Here is a 21477-nt window from a genome sequence, read left to right as displayed (position 1 = left end):
GGATGGCTTGCCACAGGTCCTCGGGCCCAGCCGGGTGGTGTGCCAGCAACGCCCCGCCGAATCCACAACCCGCCGCGGGACCGTCCGAGGGCGCGGTGCTCCGGCTCGCCGGCCGCGGGGCCCTCGTGACGGGCCCCGGCGGCGTACTGGTGAGCGCGGACGACGGTGGAGTCGACCGCGACGCCCCAGTCCGGTTCGCCTTCCGCGTCGGCCTGGGCCAACAGGGCGGTGAAGACCTTCTCCCAAGTGTTGTCGGGGGCCCACTTCCGCAGCCGGTTGTGGACGCCCTTCCATGAGCCGAAGTGCTCAGGCGGGTCCATCCAGGGTGTCCCGGTGCGGTACTTGAACGCGATCGCGTCAACCACCTGCCGGTGATCACGCCACCGCCCACCACGCTGCAGAGTCCGGTCCGGCAACAGCGGCTCGATACGTGCCCACTGGGCGTCAGCCAACGACACACATCAACCAACGATCAAATGTTCCGAAGGAACGGCCTAGTTGGGCCCTTATGACCTGGGGCCACCGCGTCCGCACTGCCCGGGACCACGCGACGAGAGCGGGCGGGGCCTGTGGCTGGTCGCGTCGCTCGTGAAGCAGTGGGGACACTCGGGTACGCGCACTTGGTGCACGGTGGTGGTGGACGACCCGCCGCCCCGCGACGACGTCCGCCGCCCCCCTCCCCCGGTGGCCTCCTCTCGCGTTCCGCTATACGCGTGCACGCCTCGTCCCGTACGGTCAAAAGCCTTCTGTACGCGGCCTGTTGGCCGGGTCGAGACGGACTACGGGGAGGCGCGGGTGGGCGAGGGGCTTCGGGAGGGGGATCGGCGGGAGGCCGAGCGGGTGGTGCGGGCCGTCGCGGGGCAGGGGCGGGACGGGGAGGAGCTGACCGAGCGGGCGCTGGCCGCGCTGGACGAGATCGCGGCCCAGGCCGGTGCGGAGTACGCGGCCTACCTGGGCGCGCTCAGCCGGCCGAAGGCCGCGGGCCCCGCGGTGTTCGCCGGGGTGTCCGGGGCCGCCGCGTTCGCCGTGGACCTCGGGCACGGCCTGTCCGCCGCGGCAGCGCTGACCACCGGGGTCGTGGTTGCCGCCGCCACCGGTGCGGCAGGCGCCGCCCGCGAGGCACTGCGCCGCCGCCCGGACGACGACGCGCAACGTCTTCGTTCCGCCTGGCTGACCGCGCTGGAGCGGCGCGGCGTCACCCCGTTCATCGAACGCGAACGCGCCGTGCGCCCGGCCGCCAAGGCCAAGGCCGCGGACACGAAGTCCCTCCCCCAGCCCCGCAAGACCCAGCCCCGCAAGACCGAGGGCCGCAAGACCCAGGACCGCAGCGCCGCCGCCCGGCAGCGCTCGGTGCTCCAGCAGTCCTTCGGCCAACTCCCGCGCCCGCAGGGCCCGTACACCGGGCGCAGGGAACACCTCGCGCGGATCAGCCAGTGGGTGCAGCAGGCCCGCGCGTCCACCGAGACGAAGCCGGTCGTGGTCGTGCTGCACGGGCCCACCGGGTCCGGCCGCAGCTCGCTCGCGGTGCGTGCCGCCCAGCAGTTGAGCGACCAGTTCCGCGGGGCCTGCGTCGTCACACTGCGCGGCGGCGACCCCGAGGGCTCGCTGTCGACCCGTGAGGCGCTGCTGCACCTGCTCAACCGGCTGGGCGCGCCACGCGACCAACTGCTCTTCCGCGAGCGGCCGTCGCAGGAGCAGCACCTGAGGCTGCTGAGCGAGCAGTACCAGAAGCACCTGACCGACCTGCCGGTCGTCGTCCTGCTGGACGACGCCGCCGACCCCGCGCAGGTGCGGGAGCTGGTGCCCCGGCGCTCCGAGAGCCTGGTGCTGGTCACCGGCGCCCGGCCGCTGGAGCTCGGCCTCGGCGACGCCGCGTGGGTGCACCACCTGCCGGTCGACGCGCTGGAGGCGGCGGACGCGTACGGGCTGCTGCGCGAGCTGGCGGACGGCAAGCCGCTGCCCGAGGACCGCGGATCGGCCGACCGGGTGCGGGAGTTGTGCGGCGGGCTGCCGCTCGCGCTGCGCGCCGCCGGGACCTCGCTGGGCTCGCGCACGCTGCGCGGCCTCGCTGACGACCTCGACGCGTACGGCCCGATCGACCCGCTGGAGCGCGCCCTGAGCCTGCGCTACCGCGACCAGCCCGAGGTCTCCCGGCGGCTGCTGCGCAGACTCGCGCTGGCGGGCCGGGCCAGCCTGGGCGCCGCCGCCGGGGCCGCGCTGCTGGCCACCGACGAGGCGGAGGCCGCCCGCAGGCTGGACGACCTGGCGCGCGCCGGGCTGGTCGAGCCGGTGCGCGGCAGCCGCTACCGGCTGCACGACGCGGTGCGCGGCTTCGCGCTGGCGCGGCTGCTGGACGAGGAGGAGCCCGACGAGCGGGCCGCCGCGCAGGAACGCCTGATCCGCACCTACTCGGAGCTGGCGGACCTGGTGATCCGGCTGGTCGACGGCAAGACCTCGACCCGGGCGGGCAACGACGCGGGCGGCGCGGTCGGCTCGCACGGCTTCGCCTCGCTGGACGCGGCGCTGCGCTGGCTGGACGAGGAGTCGTCGTTCATCACCGCCGCGCTGCGCACCGCCGAGGGCGTCGACCAGGCCGCCGTCCTGCACCTGCTGGGCGCCCTGTGCGACTACTGCCTGCTGCGCGGCGACCTGTACCGGCTCGGTGAGATCAGCGAACTGACCCAGCAGGTCGACCAGGGGCTGCTGGTGCGCTCGGTGCAGTGGCGCACCGGTATCGCCGCCCGGCAGCTGGGCGAGCTGGACCGGGCGCGCTCCACGCTGACGTCGGTGGTCAACCTCTACTTCGAGGCGCAGCACCCGGCCGGCGCGGCCCGCGCGCTGTGCAGCCTCGGCATCACGCTGCACCACCAGGGCAACCTGACCGAGGCGGCGGCCAAGCTGCGCGAGGCGCTGGACCTGCAAAGCGGCGACGACCTGCGCGCCGACCGCGCCTGGACGCTGCACGCGCTGGCCGCCGTGCTGCGCGACCAGGGCCGGGTCGCCGACGCGCTGCGGATGCTGCTGCCGGCCCTGGAACTGCACGGCGAGAGCGAGAGCGTGCACGGGCAGGCGTGGGCGCACATGCAGCTGGGCCAGGCCTACCTGCGGCTCGGGCAGGTCGCGCTGGCCGAGGGCGAGCTGCGGCACGCGGCGCAGGAGTACACCGCCACCCGCGACAACCGCGGCACCGCCTGGACGCTGACCCAGCTCGCCCGGGCCCGCCTGGCGCGCGGTGAGGCGGCCGACGCGGTGGCAGGTCTCGGCGAAGCACTGGCCCGCCACCGGGAGAACGAGGACGCGCGCGGCGAGGCGTGGACGCTGTACTACCTGGGGCAGGCGCAGGAGGAGACCGGCGACGCCGACGAGGCGCTGCGGTCGCTGGAGCGGGCCCGCGGGATGTTCAGCCGGATGCGGGACGTCTACGGCCTGGCGTGCGCCCGGCACCACGCGGGCCGCGTCACCCGGGACGTGCGGGCCCGGCGGGTGGGCAACCTGCGCAACAGCGGCTTCGCCCGGCAGATGCTCCAGGACGCCCGGCAGGACTTCCACCGCACGGGAGTGCCGCACGGCGAGGCGTGGTCGTGCGTGGAGCTGTCGGTGGTGGACGCGGGCAACGGGCGGCTGCCGCAGGCACTGGCGCTCGCCGACGAGGCGGTCGCCCTCTTCCGGGGCATCGGGGACCGCAGGGGGGAGGACTGGGCGCGCTTCCTGCGCTGCACGTATCTGCCGCTGGTCTCCGAGGACGGCGCGCAGGAGGCCCGCGAGGAGCTGGCCGCGCTGGCGTCGCAGGACTTCGAGGGCCGCGATCCGGCGGTCGCCGAATACGTCACGGCGTGGTCGCACGTGCTGCGGCGCGGTCTTGAACCGGGGGCGGCGTGGGAGGTCTGGCGGCTCGGCATGACGCCGGGACGCTCGGCCCGCGACCGGCTGGCCCTGCGCGAGGACGTACGGGCGCGGGACGGGGGCTGAGGGCGTAGGGGCGCGGGCGCAGGAGGCGAGGTGGCGTCGGACGTGATGTCGGACACACCGGCTCCCGGGGCCGGGTGAAGCCGCCGAGACGCCCGCCCGCGGGGGCCGGCCGAGACCGGCCCCCGGGGGTGATCGCGTCCCTCCGCGGGCGGGCTAGCCCTCGCCGCGCGCGGCCCCGCCGGAGGCGGAACCGGCGGCGGAGCCAGGGGTGGAAGCCTGGCGGGCCGAAGCCGGGGCGGACGCCTTCTCCTTACGTCCCGCACCCGGCTCCGGGTCGGGGGCCTCTTCGAAGTCCACCTTCTTGAACTGCTTGTTCATGCTCTTGAGCAGCAGCCACACCGCCGCGCCGAGCGCCGCGAAGACGACGAAACCGAGCAGGCCGGGCGTGACCTTGTTCTGGTTGACGTCCGCGAGCATGACCAGGGCGGAGTGTGCCGGCACGGGGGCGAGGGATGCGTTCACACCCACCATTGTCTACCCGGCCTCGCCGATGCCCGCGAAGAGGTCCGACTCCGGCAGGCTGGTGGGCACCCGCGACTTCGCCAGCTCGTAGTCCTCGGTCGGCCAGACCTCCTTCTGGAGGTCCATCGGCACGTGGAACCAGAAGCCGTCCGGGTCGATCTGGGTGGCGTGCGCGAGCAGGGCCTTGTCCCGGGTCTCGAAGAAGTCGGCGCACGGCACGTAGGTGGTGATCTGCCGCTCGGGGCGGTCCATCTTCTCCCAGCGCTCCAGCCAGTCCCCGTACGGCGACTCCAGGCCGCGGGCGAGCAGCGCCTCGTGCAGGGCGAGGGTGCGGTCCCGGTTGAAGCCCTGGTTGTAGTAGAGCTTCAGCGGCGCCCACGGCTCGCCGGCCTCCGGGTAGCGCGACGGGTCGCCCGCCGCCTCGAAGGCGAGCATCGAGATCTTGTGGGTCATGATGTGGTCGGGGTGCGGGTAGCCGCCGTTCTCGTCGTACGTGGTCATCACGTGCGGGCGGAACTCGCGGATCAGCCTCACCAGCGCGCCGGCCGCCTCGTCCACGTCCTGGAGCGCGAAGCAGCCCTCGGGCAGCGGCGGCAGCGGGTCGCCCTCCGGCAGGCCGGAGTCGACGAAGCCGAGCCACGCCTGCTTGACGCCGAGGATCTGCCGGGCCTCGTCCATCTCCTTGGCCCGCACCTCGTGGATGTGCTCCTCGATGTACGGGTCGCCCTGGAGCTTGGGGTTGAGCACGGAACCGCGCTCGCCGCCGGTGCAGGTGGCCACCAGCACGTCGACGCCTTCGGAGACGTACTTCGCCATCGTCGCCGCGCCCTTGCTGGACTCGTCGTCGGGGTGCGCGTGTACGGCCATCAGCCGCAGCTGCTCGGTCAAGACAAGATCCTTATGGAATGGGGCTCCGGAGCCGTTCCGGGAGCACTGTCATCGCGTCCGGGGACGCCCTCTATAGTGACCGACGCGGGGGCCTGAATAATTCCGTGGCCCCGCCGCTGGAGGAACCGACATGACCGCCGTGCGCGAAGGGCTGCCCGAGGGCCGCTACGGGCGCCCCAGGACCCCCGACCGCTCCGACCGCAAGCTGCGCGTCGCGGCCTGGGTGGCCGGCGCTCTCGCGGTGGTGGCGCTGGGCCTGTACGGCTGGTCGTACATGTCGGGCAGCAGCGTCAACGCCGACGTGCTGACCTTCAAGGTGGTCTCCGCCTCGCAGGTGAACGCCACCATCCAGGTCTACAAGGGAGCCGACCAGTCCGCCGTGTGCACGGTGGTCTCCGAGAACGTCGACAAGGACGAGGTCGGCCGCAAGGACGTGACCGTCACGCAGCACGGCACGACCGTGGTCGCGGGCGTGACGATCCGCACCACCGCCCGCGCCACCGACGCCGAGCTGCTGAGCTGCAAGGCGCGCTGACCAGCCGCTGAGCAGCGCCGACGGCACGGTTTCCGGACCGGGCGGCCGGTTTCCGCGGGTGGGCGTCGCCGGGCGGATTTCACCCCTGCCCTGCTCCCGCCGGGCGGCGGGAATTGTTACGCTCGTGGTTTCGCCCGTCCGACATGGCGCAAGCTGGTTGGAGGGGCGTGTCGCACATCTGGCGCCGGACGCGCCGCGCCCGCCGGGAGCGGCACCCCGCCGCACGGCGGGCCCGACGGCCACCAGAGCCGTCCGGCACCGCGAGAACCACCACGAGACCCAGCACCAGAACCACCGCAAGCCGAGTACCGACGAGGAGCACCTGTGACCCAGACCAGCGAGAGCGTCACCTGGCTGACCCAGGAGGCGTACGACCAGCTCAAGGCCGAGCTGGAACACCTGTCGGGTCCCGCACGCGCCGAGATCGTGGCCAAGATCGAGGAAGCCCGCCAGGAGGGCGACCTCAAGGAGAACGCCGGATACCACGCGGCGCGCGAGGACCAGGGCAAGCTGGAGCTGCGCATCCGCCAGCTGACCCAGTTGCTCCAGCACGCCAAGGTCGGCGAGGCCCCCGCGGACAACGGCGTGGTCGCGCCCGGCATGGTCGTCACGATCGCCTTCGACGGCGACCCGGACGACACGCTGACCTTCCTGCTCGGTTCGCGCGAGTACGTCTCCGACGAGATCGACACCTACTCGCCGCAGTCGCCGCTCGGCTCCGCGGTCAACGGCAAGAAGACCGGCGACGACGCCTCGTACGAGCTGCCGAACGGCTCGAAGGCGGCGGTGCGCATCCTGGACGCCAAGCCGTACCAGGGCTGAGACCGGCCGTAGGGCGTACGACGAGGGCCGCGAGCGTGATCGAACGCTCGCGGCCCTCGCGCGTCGGGTACGGGGGGGCGGATCAGGCGGCCGCCGTGCGGTACTTCCGTACCGACCAGGTGCGGAAGACCAGGATGATCACGACCGACCAGATCAGCGACGCCCACGCCGGGTGCTGCATGGGCCAGGCGTGCGAGACGATGCCGGTCGGGTTGCCGAACAGCCGGCGGCAGGCCTGCACGGTCGCGCTGAAGGGGTTCCAGTCGGCGATCGTGCGCAGGAACGCCGGCATGTTGCTGGTGGGCACGAACGCGTTGGAGATGAACGTCAGCGGGAACAGCCAGATCAGCCCGCCGGAGGTGGCCGCCTCGGGGGTGCGCACGGACAGGCCGATCAGCGCGCCGATCCAGGAGAACGCGTACCCGAGCAGGAGCAGCAGGCCGAACGCGGCGAGCGTGTCGAGCACGCCGTTGTGCACCCGCCAGCCGACGATCACGGCGACGACGGCCAGCACCACCACGGTCAGCGCGGTCTGCACCAGGTCGGCGATGGTCCGCCCGGTCAGCACCGCGCCGCGCGCCATCGGCAGCGAGCGGAAGCGGTCGATCAGGCCCTTGTGCATGTCGTCGGCGATCCCGGCGCCCGCGCCCGCGGTGGCGAAGGTGACGGTCTGCGCGAAGATCCCGGCCATCAGGTAGTTGCGGTAGACCGACGGGTCGCTGCCGTGCTGGCCGGGGACCGGGATGGCGCCGCCGAAGACGTAGGAGAACAGCACGACGAACATGATCGGCTGGATGAGGCCGAAGATGACGACCTCGGGGATGCGCAGCATCCGGATCAGGTTGCGCCTGGCGACCACCAGCGAGTCGTGCGCCGCCTGGAGCGGGCCGCCGGTGGGGCGCTTGGCGAGGGTCTGGTCGGTCGCGGTGGCCGTGGTCATCGGGCCGCCTCCTCGGTCTCGGTGCCGGTGCTGCCGGTGGGCCCGGACCCGCCGGGCGTCTCCTCGTCGGAGTCGGCCTCCTCGGCGACGTGCCCGGTCAGCGACAGGAACACGTCGTCGAGCGTCGGCCTGCGCAGGCCGATGTCGTCGATCTCGATGCCCCGGGTGTCCAGTTCCCTGATCACCTCGGCGAGCAGCTTGGCGCCACCGGTGACGGGCACGGTGATGCGCCGCATCTGCTTCTCGACCTTGGGCTCGCCCTTGGCGAAGCCGGCCATCACCTCGGTGGCGGTGGCCAGCAGGTCGCGGTCCTGCACGACGACCTCGACGCGCTCGCCGCCGGTGCGGGCCTTGAGCTGGTCGGAGGTGCCGCGGGCGATCACCTTGCCGTGGTCGATGACGCAGATGTCGTGCGCGAGGCGGTCGGCCTCCTCCAGGTACTGCGTGGTGAGCAGCAACGTGGTGCCGCCGGAGACCAGTTCCTCGATGACCTCCCACAACTGCTGGCGGTTGCGCGGGTCGAGACCCGTGGTCGGCTCGTCCATGAACATCACCGGCGGGCTGACGACCAGCGCGGCGGCCAGGTCCAGCCGGCGCCGCATGCCGCCGGAGTAGGTCTTGGCGGGCCGGTCGGCGGCCTCGGCGAGGTTGAACCGCTCCAGCAGCTCCAGCGCCCTGGCCTTCGCCCGGCGGGCGGGCAACTGGTAGAGCTGGCCGACCATCTGGAGGTTCTCCCGGCCGGTCAGGTACTCGTCGACGGCCGCGAACTGCCCCGACAGCCCGATCGACCTGCGCACCTCGTTGGGCCGCTTGAGCACGTCGATGCCGGCGACGTGCGCGGTGCCGCTGTCGGGCCGCAACAGGGTGGTCAGCACGCGGACGGCGGTGGTCTTCCCGGCGCCGTTGGGTCCGAGCAGACCGAGGACGGTGCCGGCGGGCACGTCGAGATCGACACCGTCCAGAGCTCTGACGTCACCGAAGGTCTTCACCAGCCCTTCGGCGTGGATGGCGCCTGGCATGTGAGGTCTCCCAGTGTGTGGAGCGGGTGAGGATGAGGATGTACCACCGGCGGGCAGCCAGCCGTACGAACATACGGAATGAAAGGCGTACGGGCGTGGCAGACGCCCGAACCGCTCCCACGAGTATCGCGTGACGCGATATATCGCGTCAACCGGTTTACGGGCAGCCACCCCTGCCCGCCGGTCCGCTCAGCGGATGATCGCGTAACCCTCCGCGCCGAGCGCCTCGATCAGCCGCGCGCAGTGCTCCGGCCCGTCGGTCTCCAGTTGCAGTTCCACCTCCACCTCCGTCAGCTGCAACTGCGGGTCGATGCGCACGTGACCGACGTCCAGCACGTTGGCGTCGGCCCGCGACAGCACCCCCAGCAGCAGCGCGAGCGCCCCCGGCCGGTCGGTCAGCCGCACCCGCAGCGACAGGTAGCGGCCGGCCGCCGCCATGCCGTGCCGCAGCACCCGCTGCAGCAGCAGCGGGTCGACGTTGCCGCCGGACAGCACGGCGACCACCGGGCCCTCGAACGCGCCCGGGTCCGACAGCAGCGCGGCGACCGGGCTGGCCCCCGCGGGCTCCACCACCATCTTCGCCCGCTCCAGGCACAGCAGCAGCGCCGACGACAGCTCGTCCTCCGAGACCGTGCGGACCTCGTCCACCAGCTCGTCCACGATCCGGAACGGGACGTCGCCGGGGCGTCCCACCCTGATGCCGTCCGCCACGGTGTGCGGTGACCGGAGGGCCACCGGCCGCCCCGCCGCAAGCGACACCGGGTACGCGGCGGCTCCCTGCGCCTGCACGCCCACGATCCGCACGTCGGGCCGCAGCGACTTGACCGCCACCGCGATCCCGGCCGCGAGCCCCCCGCCGCCCATGCCGACGACGACGGTGCGCACCTCGGGGCACTGCTCCAGGATCTCCAGGCCGACGGTGCCCTGGCCGGCGACGACGTCCGGGTGGTCGAAGGGGTGGATGAGGACGGCACCGGTCTCGCTCGCGAACTCCCGCGCGGCGTGCAGCGTCTCGTCGACGACCTGGCCGTGGGCGCGCACGTCGGCGCCGTACTCCCGGGTGGCCGCGACCTTCGGCAGCGGCGCGCCGGTGGGCATGAAGACGGTGGCCCGCACGCCCAGCAGCGCGGCGGCCAGCGCGACGCCCTGCGCGTGGTTGCCCGCGCTCGCCGCGACCACCCCGGCGGCCCGCTCGGCGGCGGTCAGGCCCGCGATGCGCACGTAGGCGCCGCGCAGCTTGAACGAGCCGGTGCGCTGGAGGTTCTCGCACTTGAGGTGGACCGGGGCGCCGACCAGGGCGGACAGGTGTCGGCTGCCCTCCAGCGCGGTCGTCCTGGCCACGCCCGAGAGCGTCTTGGCCGCGAGGCGTACGTCGTCGAGCGTGACGGCGGCGGGGCTTGCGACCCCGCGGCCGGTGGTGCGGTGGTCCATGCGCCCAGCATGGCAGCACGCCGCACGTTCGGCTCGGCGGTCCGATGTTTGGACAGCGGGGGTACGGGGAACAGCCCGTCCGCGTACCCTTCCGACATGCCGACCACCGTTGACATGACGTCCACCGCACTCTACGAGCGCCTCCAGCACGAGGTGGCGCTCTTCGCCCGCCGGGCCGAGCAGACCCGGCTCGGCGGCGTGGGCAGGGCCCGCAACTCCATGGACCGGGCGGCGTACCTGCTGCTCAACCGGCTCGACCGGGAAGGCCCGATGGGCGTCAAGGCGCTCGCCGAGGGCATGGGCATCGACTCCTCCACCGTGACCCGTCAGGTCGCGCCGCTGGTCGAGGCGGGCCTGGTCAAGCGCACCTCGCACCCCGACGACGGCCGGGCGGTGGTGCTCGCGCTCTCCCCGCGCGGGCTGGAGCGCCTGGAGGAGGTCCGCGCCTCCCGCCGCGAGCTGATGGCCGTCGTCACCGAGGACTGGTCGGCGGACGAACGCGAGGCGTTCACCGAGCTGTTGACGCGCTTCAACCTGGCGCTGTCGAAGTACCACCTGACGGTGGCGCAGGGCGACTGACCGCCCCGGGACCCGCGGCGGCCGGACGCGTGCCGCCTCGCCACCTCGCGCCGAACGCGTGCCGCGCGCCTCTTGACCGGGGCGACCGCGATGCCGTCCCATGGCCCAACACCACTGTGCCGGGGGGAGGCATGGTCAACGCGCGACGGCGGATCAGGGAGCAGCGCAGGGCCCGCGAGTTCCAGGCGTTCACCGCGGGCGCCGGCGGACGGCTGCTGCACGTCGCGACGCTGCTGACCGGCGATCCCGGCGAGGCCGAGCGGCTGGTGGTCGCCGCGCTGTCACGCACGTACGCCGACTGGTTCCGGATGCGCGGCGAGGACCCGTACGCGCACGCCCGGCAGGAGCTGACCGCGGGCTACGCGCACCGCGCCTGGCGCTACCGCCGCCCGTGCGGCGGCCGCCTGGACCGGCTGCCGCCCAGGGAGCGGCTGGTGCTGGTGCTGCGGATGTACGAGGGCCTGGCCGACGAACAGGCCGCCGCCCAACTGGGCCTGCCCACCGAGCGGTTGCGCACCCTGTGCGGGCGCGCGGTGGCGGCGATGCGCAGCCGCGACCCGGCCGGCCGCGCTTCGCGGGCCCGCGATCCGGTCGGCCGCGATCCGGGTGGCCGCGATACCGGGGCTCGGGGTGCCGGGGGCCCTGCGTGAGCGGCGGGGCGGTCGACCGGCTGCCGGGCGGCAGGGAGGCCGAGGTCCACGCCATGCTGGACGCCGCCTATCCGGTGGTCCCGCCGGACCTGGCCGTACGCGCGATGGCCCGCGGCGCGCGCCGCCTGCGCCGAAGACGCCTGGCCCGTACCGCGCTCGCCCTGCTCCTGCTCGCCGCCGCCGTGGCGGTTGCGGTCTGGGCGATCGCCGTGTGGCCCTCCCCGCCCCCGCTCAACGTGCCGCCGCCCGGCGGTTGGTGAGCCGGGCGGCGGCGTGACGAGATGCGGCTGCGAGTCAGCCCAGCGCCTGCCGCAGGTCCGCCAGCAGGTCGTCGATCGCCTCGATGCCGACCGACAGCCGGACCAGGTCGTTCGGCACCTCCAGCGCGGAACCCGCCGCCGAGGCGTGGGTCATCCGGCCCGGGTGCTCGATCAGCGACTCCACGCCGCCCAGCGACTCGCCCAGGGTGAACAGCTTCGCCCGGTCGCAGACCGCGACCGCCGCCTCCTCGCCGCCCTCGACGCGGAACGAGATCATGCCGCCGAACGCCTTCATCTGCTTGGCGGCGACCTCGTGACCGGGGTGGGTGGGCAGGCCCGGGTAGAGGACCTGGCTGACCTTCGGGTGGTTGCCGAGCATCTCGGCGACCCGCTCGGCGTTCTCGCAGTGCCGGTCCATGCGCACCGCCAGCGTCTTGATCCCGCGCATCACCAGCCACGCGTCGAACGGCCCGGCCACCGCGCCCATCGCGTTCTGGTGGTAGGCCAGCCGCTCGCCCAGCTCCGCGTCGGAGGTGACCAGCGCGCCGCCGACCACGTCGGAGTGGCCGCCCATGTACTTGGTGGTCGAGTGCACGACGACGTCGGCGCCGAGCGCCAGCGGCTGCTGGAGATAGGGGCTGGCGAAGGTGTTGTCCACGACGAGGTGGGCGCCCGCGCCGCGCGCGACGGCGGCGAGCGCGGCGATGTCGGTGATGCCGAGCAGCGGGTTGCTGGGCGTCTCCACCCAGACGACCTTGGTGTTGGGCCGCAGCTGCGCCCGCACGGCGGCGGTGTCGGAGGTGTCGGCCACCGACCACTGCACGCCCCAGCGCTCGACGACCTTGGAGAACAGGCGGAAGGTGCCGCCGTAGGCGTCGTTGGGGATCACCACGTGGTCGCCGGGGGCGAGCAGGGTGCGCAGCAGGCAGTCCTCGGCGGCCAGCCCGGAGGCGAACGCCAGACCGCGGCGGCCGCCCTCCAGCGCGGCGAGGTTCTCCTCCAGGGCGGTACGGGTCGGGTTCGCCGACCGGCTGTACTCGTAGCCGCCGCGCAGGCCGCCGACGCCGTCCTGCTTGTACGTCGACACCTGGTAGATCGGCGTGACGACGGCGCCGGTCTGGGCGTCGGCGGGCTGGCCCGCGTGGATGGCGCGGGTCTCGAAGCCCCGGTCGGTGTGGGTGTGGTGCTCGCTCATGGTGCGAGCGTAATGCGCCGGGAAGGAATCCCGCGCGGGCCGTCGGCGTTGACGCTTGAGGTTGTCAGGCCGGCCCGGATCCCTCGGAGAGGTAGCGATGTTCTTCAGCCGCTTCAAGACGAAGCTCCCCACCGCGCAGGAGGCCCTTCCCGGCCGCGCCGAACCCGTGCTCGCCGGATCGCCCCGGCACACCGTCCTGGGCAACCCGATCCTGGGCCCGTACCCGGAGGGCCTGAAGGTGGCGGACTTCGCCCTGGGCTGCTTCTGGGGAGCGGAGCGGCGCTTCTGGCAGACGCCGGGCGTGTGGACCACGCTCGTCGGCTACCAGGGCGGCCACACCCCGAACCCGACGTACGAGGAGGTCTGCTCCGGCGAGACCGGCCACACCGAGGCGGTACGGGTGGTCTACGACCCGGCGGTCGTCTCGTACGAGCGGCTGCTGAAGGTCTTCTGGGAGTCGCACGACCCCACGCAGGGCTTCCGCCAGGGCAACGACGTGGGCACCCAGTACCGCTCGGCGATCTACACCCACGACGACCTCCAGGCGAAGACCGCCGCCGCCTCCCGCGACGCCTTCCAGCCCGTCCTGACCGCGAGCGGCTACGGCGAGATCACCACGGAACTGGCCCCCGCGGGCCCCTTCCACCCCGCCGAGGAGTACCACCAGCAGTACCTGGACAAGAACCCCGCGGGCTACTGCGGCCTCGGCGGCACGGGCGTCTCCTGCCCGGTGGGCGTGGCCGGGGCCTGAGGGGGTCCGCGGCGCGGCTCTCGGTCGGACGCCCCCGGGCAACCCGCCCGGCCGGACGGAAGCCCAGGCGGGTGGTGCGCCCCGTGGCCGTGTCGTCGTAGCGGTGCGGGGTCGACGCGTGCTCGGCAGGCGCGTGGCCGGGGCGTCGGCCGGGGGGCTGGGCGAGTACCTGCTCGACCGGGCCTCGGCCCGCGGCTTCGCGGGCGTCCGGTGCCACGAGCACCTCGGCTTCACCACCCTCGGCACCCTCCCCGGCGGGTTCCGGCACCCGTCACTGGGCCCGGCCCTGGGGCACGTGGACGACGAGGGTCTGTTCGGGTCGTTCCGGCAGGTGGAAGGCCGTGCAGGCGTACGACCCCGACGTCAGGGCCGTCGAAGGGCCACGGGCGTGTCAACCCGCCTGCGGTGCGCGGAAATCGACCTTCTTGCGGGTCGCCTCGTCCAGCTGGGCGGCCGTCAGCAGTGGTGTCGTCCTCGTGGTGATCGCGCCGCTCGATGTGACCGTGAGGCTCACCGCCGCCATGGACGCCTCGTCGGGGAGGTCCACGATGGTGATCAGGTCGTCGCCACCGAAGGCGAAGTACACCGACTCGACCGTGCCGCCCAGACCGGTGACGACCGCATCCACGACCGCGCGACGGGCCGTGCCGCCCTCGGCGAGCAGGCCCTTGGCGCCTTCGGGGGTGTAGCGGGACTGGATCAGGTACTTGGGCATGTCGGGCTCCCTGCGGTGTCAGCCCTGGAGGGGCTTGTCGGGGCGAGGCAGGCGGCGATCTTCGGCACGATGGTCCGCGCGTTGCCGCCCCCGGGGGTGACAGCGGTGCCGAGCAGACGGCGGGGGCGTGCGCGCATGGGGCCTTCCTCGCGGGCTTGCGGCCTGTGCCGCACGGTCCGCTGGATACCGCGCACGAGGCCGGAAGTAACGGTTTCGCCGCGCAATGCCCCGGCCGGCGGCACGCGCCGGCGCCCGTTGGGTCACCGGGGGCGTACTGCGCGCCGTGAGCCGGTCACTCGCGGGGCAAAGCGCCCTCCCGCTCCCCGCCCGTCAGAAGGACGGCCAGCAGCGCGACGCCCGCCGGCGTGAAGTCGCGGATGGCCGAGTCCAGGCCGTTCCACTGCTTGGACTGCCACATCGCGAACCACTCGCCGCCGATGGCGATGAAGCCGGCGCCGAACAGCAGCTCCGTCATCACCAGCCCCAGCACCGCCGCACGCCGGGCCCGCAGCGCCCGCTCGGGGCGGGCCGCGCCGCACCACCACACGGTCGCCGCGATCAGCACGAGCGCGGTGAGCGTCTCCCACGCGATGATCGCCACGTATCCGGCGTCGGCCAGGCCGGGGCTGGTGATCGCCCGCCACATCAGGGCCTTGTCGTGGAACGTGGTGTCCATCGCGAACACGTGCCGCACGTAGGCGCGGTTGGTGCCGAAGTCGGTGATGTTGCCGAACGCCACCAGGGCCATGTAGACGCCCACGGTGGCGGTGAGCGCGGTCGCGGCGGCACGCGCGGTGCCGACGGCGCCGAGCAGGCGGTCGACAGGGCCGGGACGGCGCGGACCGCAAGCGCCGGTGCGGGCCGGGTCGGTGTCGAGGGGCGTGCCCAAGGGGGCCTCCACGGCGGGGAGTTGGCGGGCGGGTCAATGGTGGTCCTTTCCCGGCCGCCGACCGCTCGGACGCGAGGGCGCGCCCACCGGCGTCATCCGTTCGCGGCGTCCCCGTCCTCGCGCTCGGTCAGCTCGACGCGTCCGCGCCTGAGCACCGCCAGCCGGGGCGCCCTGCGCGCGGTGGCCGAGTCGTGGGTGACCATCACGAGCGTCGGTACGAGCCCGGGGCGGGCGTCGACGTGGCGGGCGGCCTCCAGGAGCGCCAGCACCCCGGCGGCGTCCTGCCTGCCGAGGCCGCCGGTCGGCTCGTCGGCCAGCAGCACCTTCGGCCGCTTCACCACGGCCCGGGCGATCGCCACCCGCTGCCGCTCCGCGGGCGTCAACTCGGCCGGTACGCGCCGCAGTCGGTCACCGAGGCCGGCCCACTCCAGGACCCCGGCCGCCCGCGCCCGCCGTTCGGCACGCCGTACGCCGAGCGGCACGAGGGCGGTCTCCACGTTCTCCCGGGCGGTCAGCGCGGGCAGCAGGTGCGCCCGGCGCGGTACGAATCCGATGTGCTCGGCGCGTACGGCGGCCAGCGTGGCGTCGTCGAGTGCGGCCAGGTCCGTGCCGTCCAGTTCGACGCTGCCCTCGGTCGGGCGGTCGAGGCCGCCGAGCAGCCGCAGCAGCGTGGACTTGCCGCCGCCGGACGGTCCCTGCACGACGAGTTGCCCGCCCCGGGGGACGGACAGCGTGACGCCGCTCAGCGCCTCAGCCGAGCCGACGGCGTCGGCGGCCGCGTAGCGCTTGGTGACGGCGGTCAGTCGGTACATGGGCGATCCCATCGCGGCAGCCTAAGGCCGTGCCGAGGCGCGCGGCGCGCTCACCGGCCGCGGGCGGCGCACCCGCCAGGCGCCGCAGGCCGCCATCAGCAGGGCGGCGGCCGGCACGAGGACGGCGGCGAGCGCGATCAGGGAGGTGGGGACGGGCGCGGTCAGGGCGACGCTCAGGGCCCGGCCGCCCGCGTGCCCGGCGCCGCGGGTGACGGCGTGGAAGCCGTCGAGGTCACCGGGCGATCCGGCGACCGCCGCGAGGTCGCCGGCCCGGGCGTGGGCGGAGCCGGAGCCGGAGGGGTGGGCGGTGAGCGTGGGTCCGATCGCGGTGAGGACGCGGGAGGCGGTCAGGCCGAGGGCGAGTCCGGCGGCGGCGCCGATCAGCCCGGTCGCGCCCGCCAGGCCGACCGCCTGCCGGGCGATCCGGGCGCGCTGCCAGCCCAGGGCGCGCAGTGCCGCGTACTCCCGCCCGCGTCGGCCGATCGCGGAGGCCATCAGGACCGCGGCGGCCACGACGGCGGCCGCCGCCACGCCGAACGCGGCCCAGCCGCCGGGGCCCGCCGTCCAGCGGCAGGCGGTCGCCAGCGGTCCGCTGACGGCGGAGGCGAGGTCGGCGGAGGTGGAGACGATGGTGCCGGGCAGGGCGCGACGGATCGCGGCGGCCGCCCCCCGCGCCGGGTCGCCCGTCCCCGCGGCCGCCGCACCCACCGCCCCGCTCGTCCCCTGCGACACCGTCACGTAGATCGTGCCGACCGCTCCGGGCGTGCCGGCGAGGGCCTGGGCGCGCCGCAGGGGCAGGTAGACCTGCGCGGGGGCGGTGCCGGCGGACGGGGTCGCGATGCCGACGACGCGGTACGCGGCCCCGGCCAGCGTCAGCGACGAGCCGACGCCGAGGTGGTGGGCGGCGGCGTAGCCGCTGTCGGCCACCGCGACGGGCGCGTCGTCCTGCGCGGCGGTGAAGGCGCTGCCCCGGGTGATCGTGGAGGCGCTCAGCGGTCCGAGCCCCGGCGCGGTCACGTCCACGCCGCACGCGCTCAGGCGCCCGCCACCGTGCGTCGCGGCGACGTCGAGCTGAAGTCCGCCCGCCGCCCGCGCCACGCCGGGCTGCGCGGCGACCTTCGCCACCGCGGTGGCGTCCAGCGGCGCGGGTCCTCGCACGGTGACCCGGTCGCCGTCGCGGGTGGTGGGGCCGACGCGGGCGGCGAAGTCCAGACCGGGGGCGCCGTCGTCGCCCGGCGCGGTCCGCGTGACGGTCAGGTCCGTGCCGGTGCCGTAGGCGGAGCGCAGCACCTCCTCGCGGGCCCGCTGCGTCCCGTCGCGCAACGCGCAGGTGCTGACGACGAGGGCGACGGCGAGCGCCAGCCCCGCCATCACCGCGAGCACGCGCCTGCCAGGACGTCGCAGCTCACGCCGTAGACAGGTGAAGAACATCCCAACCCTCGCCAGTGCCGCCGCCCGCCGCTCCCGCGTCCCAGCTTAGGGAGCGGCGGTGAGGTGTCGCTGAGGCGAGGATGAGACCGCGGTGAGAAGTTCCGGCGGTCACGGGGCGCGCGAGCCCGTACCACCTGGGTGAACCGTCACCTGACGCACCGTCAGGACGTGGCGCCGCCCGCGGTCCACTGGCTCCACGGCATGTTCCAGTCGCTGAGCCCGTTGTCCGGCGCGATGGTCTTGTCGTGGGAGTTCTTGACGATCACCACGTCGCCGACGAGCGAGTTGCCGTAGAACCACGCGGCGTTGGTGGTCGGGTCGCCCGCGCCCTTGACGTCGCGCATCCCGATGCAGCCGTGGCTGGTCGCGGCCGAGCCGAAGATGCCCGGCGCGGACCAGTAGTTGCCGTGGATGAAGGTGCCGGACGCGCTCAGCCGCATCGCGTGCGGCACGTCCGGGATGTCGTACTCCCCGCCGAAGCCCACCGTCGAGCCGTTCATCCGGGTCTGCTGGTACTTCTCGGAGATCACCATCTGCCCGTTGTACGTGGTGTGCTGCGGGCTGCCGGTGGAGACGGGGATGGTGCGGATCACCCGGCCGTCGCGGACCACCGTCATGGTCTGGGTGGCCGCGTCGACGGTGGAGACCTGCGAGCGGCCGACGGTGAAGGTGACGGTCTTGTTCTGCACGCCGGTGACACCGGAGGCGCCCTTGACGTCGTCCAGGTTCAGCTTGAGCGTGACCTTGGAGCCGGGCTTCCAGTACTGCTGCGGCCGGAAGTCGAGCCGCTGGTCGCCGAACCAGTGGCCGACCACGCGCTGGCCGCTGCTGGTGGAGACCGAGATGTGCGAGGCGACGGCCTGCTTGTCGGTGATCGCCTTGTCGAAGTCGAGCGAGACCGGCATCCCCACGCCCACCGTGGAGCCGCCGTCCGGCGTGTAGTTCGCGATGAAGCTGTGCGCGGGCGAGACCGTGGTGAACGTCGCGTTCGCGTCCGCCGGACGGCCTCCCGCGTCCCTGGCGCTCGCGGAGATCCGGTACTGGGTGGCACGCGAGAGCCGGTCGTCGGGCGCCCAGCTCTTGCCGTCGGCGGATATCCGGCCCGGCACCGCCTTGCCGCTGACGGCCTCGGTCATCGTCACGTGCGTGAGGGTGCCGTCCGCCACGGCGACCTTGGAGTCGGCGGCGATGCTCGCGCCGGTGGTCCGGTCCTTCGGGGTGATGGTGATCTTCGCCTGCGAGAGATCCTTCGCGGGCGCCGAGTCGGCGGCGGCCGGCGTGGACGCCTTCGACGCGGCGTGCGAGCCCGGTCCGCCGCACGCGGTGAGCGCGACGGCGCCGCCGAGCAGCACCGACGCCGCGGCGACGCCGCGCCGTGCGACGCGCCTGCGGCGGTGCTCGGAGGACGTGCCGGTACCGGCCTGCGAGGGGGACTTCACACCTATCTCCATCCATACGGCTACTGCGTGGGTTTCACGCCAACGCACTAAAGGAGAACATCTGTGGCCATAGGTCCGTTCCGTTCCGGGGGCTTCTGTGAGGAATCGCACCCGGGCACGCGGAGGGCCCGTGACCGCGTTCGCGCTGGTCACGGGCCCTGTCAGCGCCCGGTGAGGCCTACTCGGCCTCGTCCTGTTCGTCGGCCTCGTCGTCGGCCTCGTCCTCCCACAGGTCCCACTCGTCGTCGTCCGGGTCGTACTCGGTGTGGGCGCTGTTCCACGACGCCTGGACGAGTTCCACCCCGGGGACCCCGGTGACCAGGTCGAAGGGGTCGACCAGGTAGGCGAGCGCCTCGGCCTCGTCGCGCTGGACGGCGTCCCGGGCGTGCGCCCGCTCCTCGTCGGGCATGAACTCGTCGCCGGCGATCTGGTCCAGCGCGGCGCCGGTCAGCTCGCCGGTGTCGGTCAGCTCCAGGACCAGTTCGACCTGGAGGCGGACGTAGCGGGCGCCGTCGCCCTCGGTTCCGCTCGTGCCGTTGGGGGGTTCGTTGTCCGTACTCATGCGACGGAGGGTAGGCGCCCAGGAGGCCCGCGGTTGCCCGGACACGGCGGGCGCCGCGGCGTTCACCACCGCGGGAGGGCCGCTGAGCGGGCGCATTACCAGGCGGCTTCCCAGCGGCGCCGGAATCTCACTAACATCGCTGCCACGGTGAACTCGCCGTACCTGCAAGGGGGTTCCATGGCCACGCGCCGTTCGCTCACCACCACGACCGCGGTCGCGGGGGGACTGCTGGCCGCCCTGTGCTTCGTGCCCTCGGCGTCCGCGTCGGTCGAGCATCCCGAGCACTCCGCGACGGCGTCGGCCGTGTCGGCGGGGACGACCGCCTCCACGCGGCCGGCCGGTGCCGCCGCCGCGGGCACCGGGCGTTCCGCGGACACCGTCAAGGGCGCGGCGGCGGCCACCGCCGCGGGGCTCGCCGACACCGGAAGCGTCGACACCACGCCGTACCTGGTGGGCGGCAGCGCCTTCCTGGGCGTGGGCGCGGCGCTGCTGCTGTACTCCAGGCGCCGCGCCCTCGTCCTGCTCTGAGGCGTGTGCCCCGGCCCGTTACGCCAGCGGGCCGGTGACCGACTCGGCGGCGCGCACCAGGGCACCGGAGCGGACGAACGCCTCGGCCGCCGCCAGGTCCGGGGCCAGGAAGCGGTCCCGGCCGGGGCCGGCCACACCGGCGGCGCGGGCGGCCTCGATGACCGCGCGGGTCGCGGGCGCGGCGGCGGCCTCGTCGTGCGCCTGCTCGCGGATCTCGACGGCGCGGGTGGCGGCGACCAGCTCCACCGCGATGATCCGGGCCAGGTTGTCCACCGCCAGGCGCAGCTTGCGGGCGGCCGACCAGCCCATGGAGACGTGGTCCTCCTGCATGGCGGAGGACGGGATGGAGTCGGCGGAGGCCGGCACCGCGAGCCGCTTGTTCTCGCTGACCAGCGCCGCCTGGGTGTACTGGGCGATCATCAGGCCGGAGTCGACCCCCGGGTCGTCGGCGAGGAACGGCGGCAGGCCGTGCGAGCGGTTCTTGTCCAGCAGCCGGTCGGTGCGTCGCTCCGCTATCGAGCCGAGGTCGGCGGCGGCGATCGCCAGGAAGTCCAGCACGTAGGCGACGGGCGCGCCGTGGAAGTTGCCGTTGGACTCGATACGGCCGTCCGGCAGCACCACCGGGTTGTCCACGGCGGCGGCCAGCTCACGGTCGGCGACCAGGCGGGCGTGCGCGAGGGTGTCCCGGCCGGCGCCGGCGACCTGCGGCGCGCAGCGGATGGAGTACGCGTCCTGCACACGGGGGGCGGCGTCCTGGTGGTGGCCGGTGAGCTTCGAGCCCTCCAGCACCCGGCGCATGTTCTCGGCGCTGGCGGCCTGGCCGGGGTGCGGGCGGATGGCGTGCAGCTCGGGGGCGAGCACCTTGTCGGTGCCGAGCAGCGCCTCCAGGGACAGCGCGGCGGTGACGTCGGCGGAGCTGAAGAGCACGGACAGGTCGGAGGCGGCCATCAGCAGCATGCCGAGCATGCCGTCGGTGCCGTTGAGCAGCGCCAGGCCCTCCTTCTCGCGCAGTTCGACCGGCTCGATGCCGTGCTCGGCGAGCAGCTCGCCGGACGGGCGCACCACGCCGTCCGGGCCCTCGGCCTCGCCTTCGCCCATCAGGGTCAGCGCACAGTGCGACAACGGGGCCAGGTCGCCGGAGCAGCCCAGCGAGCCGTACTCGTGGACCACCGGGGTGATCCCGGCGTTGAGGATCGCCGCCATGGTCTCGGCGACCACCGGGCGCACGCCGGTACGGCCCGACGCCAGCGTCTTCAGGCGCAGGAACATCAGCGCCCGCACGACCTCGCGCTCGACCCGCGGGCCCATCCCGGCCGCGTGCGAACGGACGATGGAGCGCTGCAACTGCGCGCGCAGCTCGGGGCCGATGTGCATGACCGCGAGCGCGCCGAAGCCGGTCGAGACGCCGTAGACCGGACGGGAGGACGCCGCGAGCTCGTCGACGACCGCGCGCGAGGCGGCTATGCCCTCCAGCGCCTCGGCGGACAGCTCGACGCGCGCGGCACCCCGCGCCACCGCCAGCACGTCGTCCGCGCTGGTCCCCGACGATCCCAAGACCACACTGTGCATATTCATATTCACGAACCATAGACAGTGAATC

Annotated in this window: 21 protein-coding genes; 8 read left to right on the top strand and 13 right to left on the bottom strand. The window is 74.0% G+C overall.

Going from position 1 to position 21477, the window contains the following annotated elements; translation table 11 throughout:
• Positions 1 to 795 precede the first annotated feature (795 nt).
• Entirely contained in the window at positions 796 to 3969 is a 3174-nt protein-coding gene (locus CK485_RS30095; protein ID WP_109451629.1) for a tetratricopeptide repeat protein, read from the top strand.
• 153 nt (positions 3970 to 4122) lie between these two features.
• On the opposite strand, the gene CK485_RS17430 is transcribed toward CK485_RS30095, so the two are convergent.
• Together CK485_RS17430 and mca are read right to left on the bottom strand one after the other, a co-directional pair.
• Entirely contained in the window at positions 4123 to 4431 is a 309-nt protein-coding gene (locus CK485_RS17430; RefSeq protein WP_342673482.1) for a hypothetical protein, read from the bottom strand.
• Between the two features lie 12 nt (positions 4432 to 4443).
• Positions 4444 to 5319, bottom strand: coding sequence for a mycothiol conjugate amidase Mca (gene mca, locus CK485_RS17425; protein WP_109451625.1), 876 nt, complete (start codon positions 5317 to 5319; stop codon positions 4444 to 4446).
• A 130-nt stretch (positions 5320 to 5449) separates the two neighbouring features.
• On the opposite strand from mca, the gene CK485_RS17420 reads away from it, so the two are divergent.
• The gene (locus CK485_RS17420; protein ID WP_109451623.1) at positions 5450 to 5854 is read left to right on the top strand and encodes a DUF4307 domain-containing protein; all 405 of its coding nucleotides are present in this window, start codon (positions 5450 to 5452) and stop codon (positions 5852 to 5854) included.
• A 324-nt stretch (positions 5855 to 6178) separates the two neighbouring features.
• A complete protein-coding gene (gene greA, locus CK485_RS17415; RefSeq protein ID WP_109451621.1) occupies positions 6179 to 6676 on the top strand; it encodes a transcription elongation factor GreA in 498 nt (165 codons plus the stop codon).
• 82 nt (positions 6677 to 6758) lie between these two features.
• Here greA and CK485_RS17410 read toward each other — a convergent pair whose 3' ends face one another.
• The 3 genes from CK485_RS17410 to ilvA form a co-directional block, all read right to left on the bottom strand.
• A complete protein-coding gene (locus tag CK485_RS17410; protein WP_109451619.1) occupies positions 6759 to 7616 on the bottom strand; it encodes an ABC transporter permease in 858 nt (285 codons plus the stop codon).
• The gene (locus CK485_RS17405; protein ID WP_109451617.1) at positions 7613 to 8635 is read right to left on the bottom strand and encodes an ATP-binding cassette domain-containing protein; all 1023 of its coding nucleotides are present in this window, start codon (positions 8633 to 8635) and stop codon (positions 7613 to 7615) included. Before CK485_RS17405 ends, CK485_RS17410 begins: the two co-directional genes overlap by 4 nt.
• Positions 8636 to 8824: 189 nt before the next feature.
• Positions 8825 to 10066, bottom strand: a complete 1242-nt coding sequence (ilvA, locus tag CK485_RS17400; protein ID WP_109451615.1) for a threonine ammonia-lyase — start codon at positions 10064 to 10066, stop codon at positions 8825 to 8827.
• A 96-nt stretch (positions 10067 to 10162) separates the two neighbouring features.
• Between ilvA and CK485_RS17395 the strand changes: the two genes are divergently transcribed.
• From CK485_RS17395 to CK485_RS17385, 3 genes are all read left to right on the top strand, one after another.
• Positions 10163 to 10645: a MarR family transcriptional regulator gene (locus CK485_RS17395; RefSeq protein WP_109451613.1), complete on the top strand. Its 483-nt coding sequence runs from the start codon at positions 10163 to 10165 to the stop codon at positions 10643 to 10645.
• 131 nt (positions 10646 to 10776) lie between these two features.
• Complete coding sequence (locus tag CK485_RS17390; RefSeq protein WP_109451611.1) at positions 10777 to 11295, top strand: sigma factor-like helix-turn-helix DNA-binding protein; 519 nt, start codon at positions 10777 to 10779, stop codon at positions 11293 to 11295.
• Positions 11292 to 11555 (top strand): hypothetical protein, encoded by a 264-nt coding sequence (locus CK485_RS17385; protein ID WP_241968382.1) that lies wholly within the window; start codon positions 11292 to 11294, stop codon positions 11553 to 11555. Before CK485_RS17390 ends, CK485_RS17385 begins: the two co-directional genes overlap by 4 nt.
• Before the next feature lie 34 nt (positions 11556 to 11589).
• On the opposite strand, the gene CK485_RS17380 is transcribed toward CK485_RS17385, so the two are convergent.
• Positions 11590 to 12750, bottom strand: coding sequence for a cystathionine gamma-synthase (locus tag CK485_RS17380; RefSeq protein WP_109451609.1), 1161 nt, complete (start codon positions 12748 to 12750; stop codon positions 11590 to 11592).
• Between the two features lie 97 nt (positions 12751 to 12847).
• On the opposite strand from CK485_RS17380, the gene msrA reads away from it, so the two are divergent.
• Complete coding sequence (gene msrA / locus CK485_RS17375; protein WP_109451607.1) at positions 12848 to 13501, top strand: peptide-methionine (S)-S-oxide reductase MsrA; 654 nt, start codon at positions 12848 to 12850, stop codon at positions 13499 to 13501.
• A gap of 391 nt (positions 13502 to 13892) precedes the next feature.
• Here the strand turns inward: msrA and CK485_RS17365 are convergent, their stop codons facing one another.
• The 6 genes from CK485_RS17365 to CK485_RS17340 all read right to left on the bottom strand — a co-directional run bounded on the left by CK485_RS17365 (position 13893) and on the right by CK485_RS17340 (position 19349).
• A complete protein-coding gene (locus CK485_RS17365; RefSeq protein WP_109451605.1) occupies positions 13893 to 14216 on the bottom strand; it encodes a GYD domain-containing protein in 324 nt (107 codons plus the stop codon).
• A 292-nt stretch (positions 14217 to 14508) separates the two neighbouring features.
• Complete coding sequence (locus CK485_RS17360; protein ID WP_275124640.1) at positions 14509 to 15030, bottom strand: DUF2165 domain-containing protein; 522 nt, start codon at positions 15028 to 15030, stop codon at positions 14509 to 14511.
• Positions 15031 to 15197: 167 nt separating this feature from the next.
• Positions 15198 to 15917, bottom strand: coding sequence for an ATP-binding cassette domain-containing protein (locus tag CK485_RS17355; protein ID WP_109451603.1), 720 nt, complete (start codon positions 15915 to 15917; stop codon positions 15198 to 15200).
• Positions 15918 to 15938: 21 nt separating this feature from the next.
• The gene (locus CK485_RS17350; protein ID WP_109451601.1) at positions 15939 to 17348 is read right to left on the bottom strand and encodes an ABC transporter permease; all 1410 of its coding nucleotides are present in this window, start codon (positions 17346 to 17348) and stop codon (positions 15939 to 15941) included.
• Positions 17349 to 17509: 161 nt separating this feature from the next.
• Positions 17510 to 18787 (bottom strand): Ig-like domain-containing protein, encoded by a 1278-nt coding sequence (locus CK485_RS17345; RefSeq protein WP_241968381.1) that lies wholly within the window; start codon positions 18785 to 18787, stop codon positions 17510 to 17512.
• 178 nt (positions 18788 to 18965) lie between these two features.
• Positions 18966 to 19349 (bottom strand): hypothetical protein, encoded by a 384-nt coding sequence (locus CK485_RS17340; RefSeq protein ID WP_109453156.1) that lies wholly within the window; start codon positions 19347 to 19349, stop codon positions 18966 to 18968.
• A 177-nt stretch (positions 19350 to 19526) separates the two neighbouring features.
• On the opposite strand from CK485_RS17340, the gene CK485_RS17335 reads away from it, so the two are divergent.
• On the top strand, positions 19527 to 19877 hold the full coding sequence (locus tag CK485_RS17335) for an LAETG motif-containing sortase-dependent surface protein (protein WP_109451597.1): 351 nt from the start codon (positions 19527 to 19529) through the stop codon (positions 19875 to 19877).
• A gap of 18 nt (positions 19878 to 19895) precedes the next feature.
• Here CK485_RS17335 and hutH read toward each other — a convergent pair whose 3' ends face one another.
• A complete protein-coding gene (gene hutH / locus CK485_RS17330; protein ID WP_109451595.1) occupies positions 19896 to 21446 on the bottom strand; it encodes a histidine ammonia-lyase in 1551 nt (516 codons plus the stop codon).
• Positions 21447 to 21477 lie beyond the last annotated feature (31 nt).

The sequence above is a fragment of the Streptomyces sp. ICBB 8177 genome, assembly GCF_003144095.1.
Lineage (GTDB): Bacteria > Actinomycetota > Actinomycetes > Streptomycetales > Streptomycetaceae > Streptantibioticus_D.
This window is presented reverse-complemented; position numbering and strand designations above follow the sequence as displayed.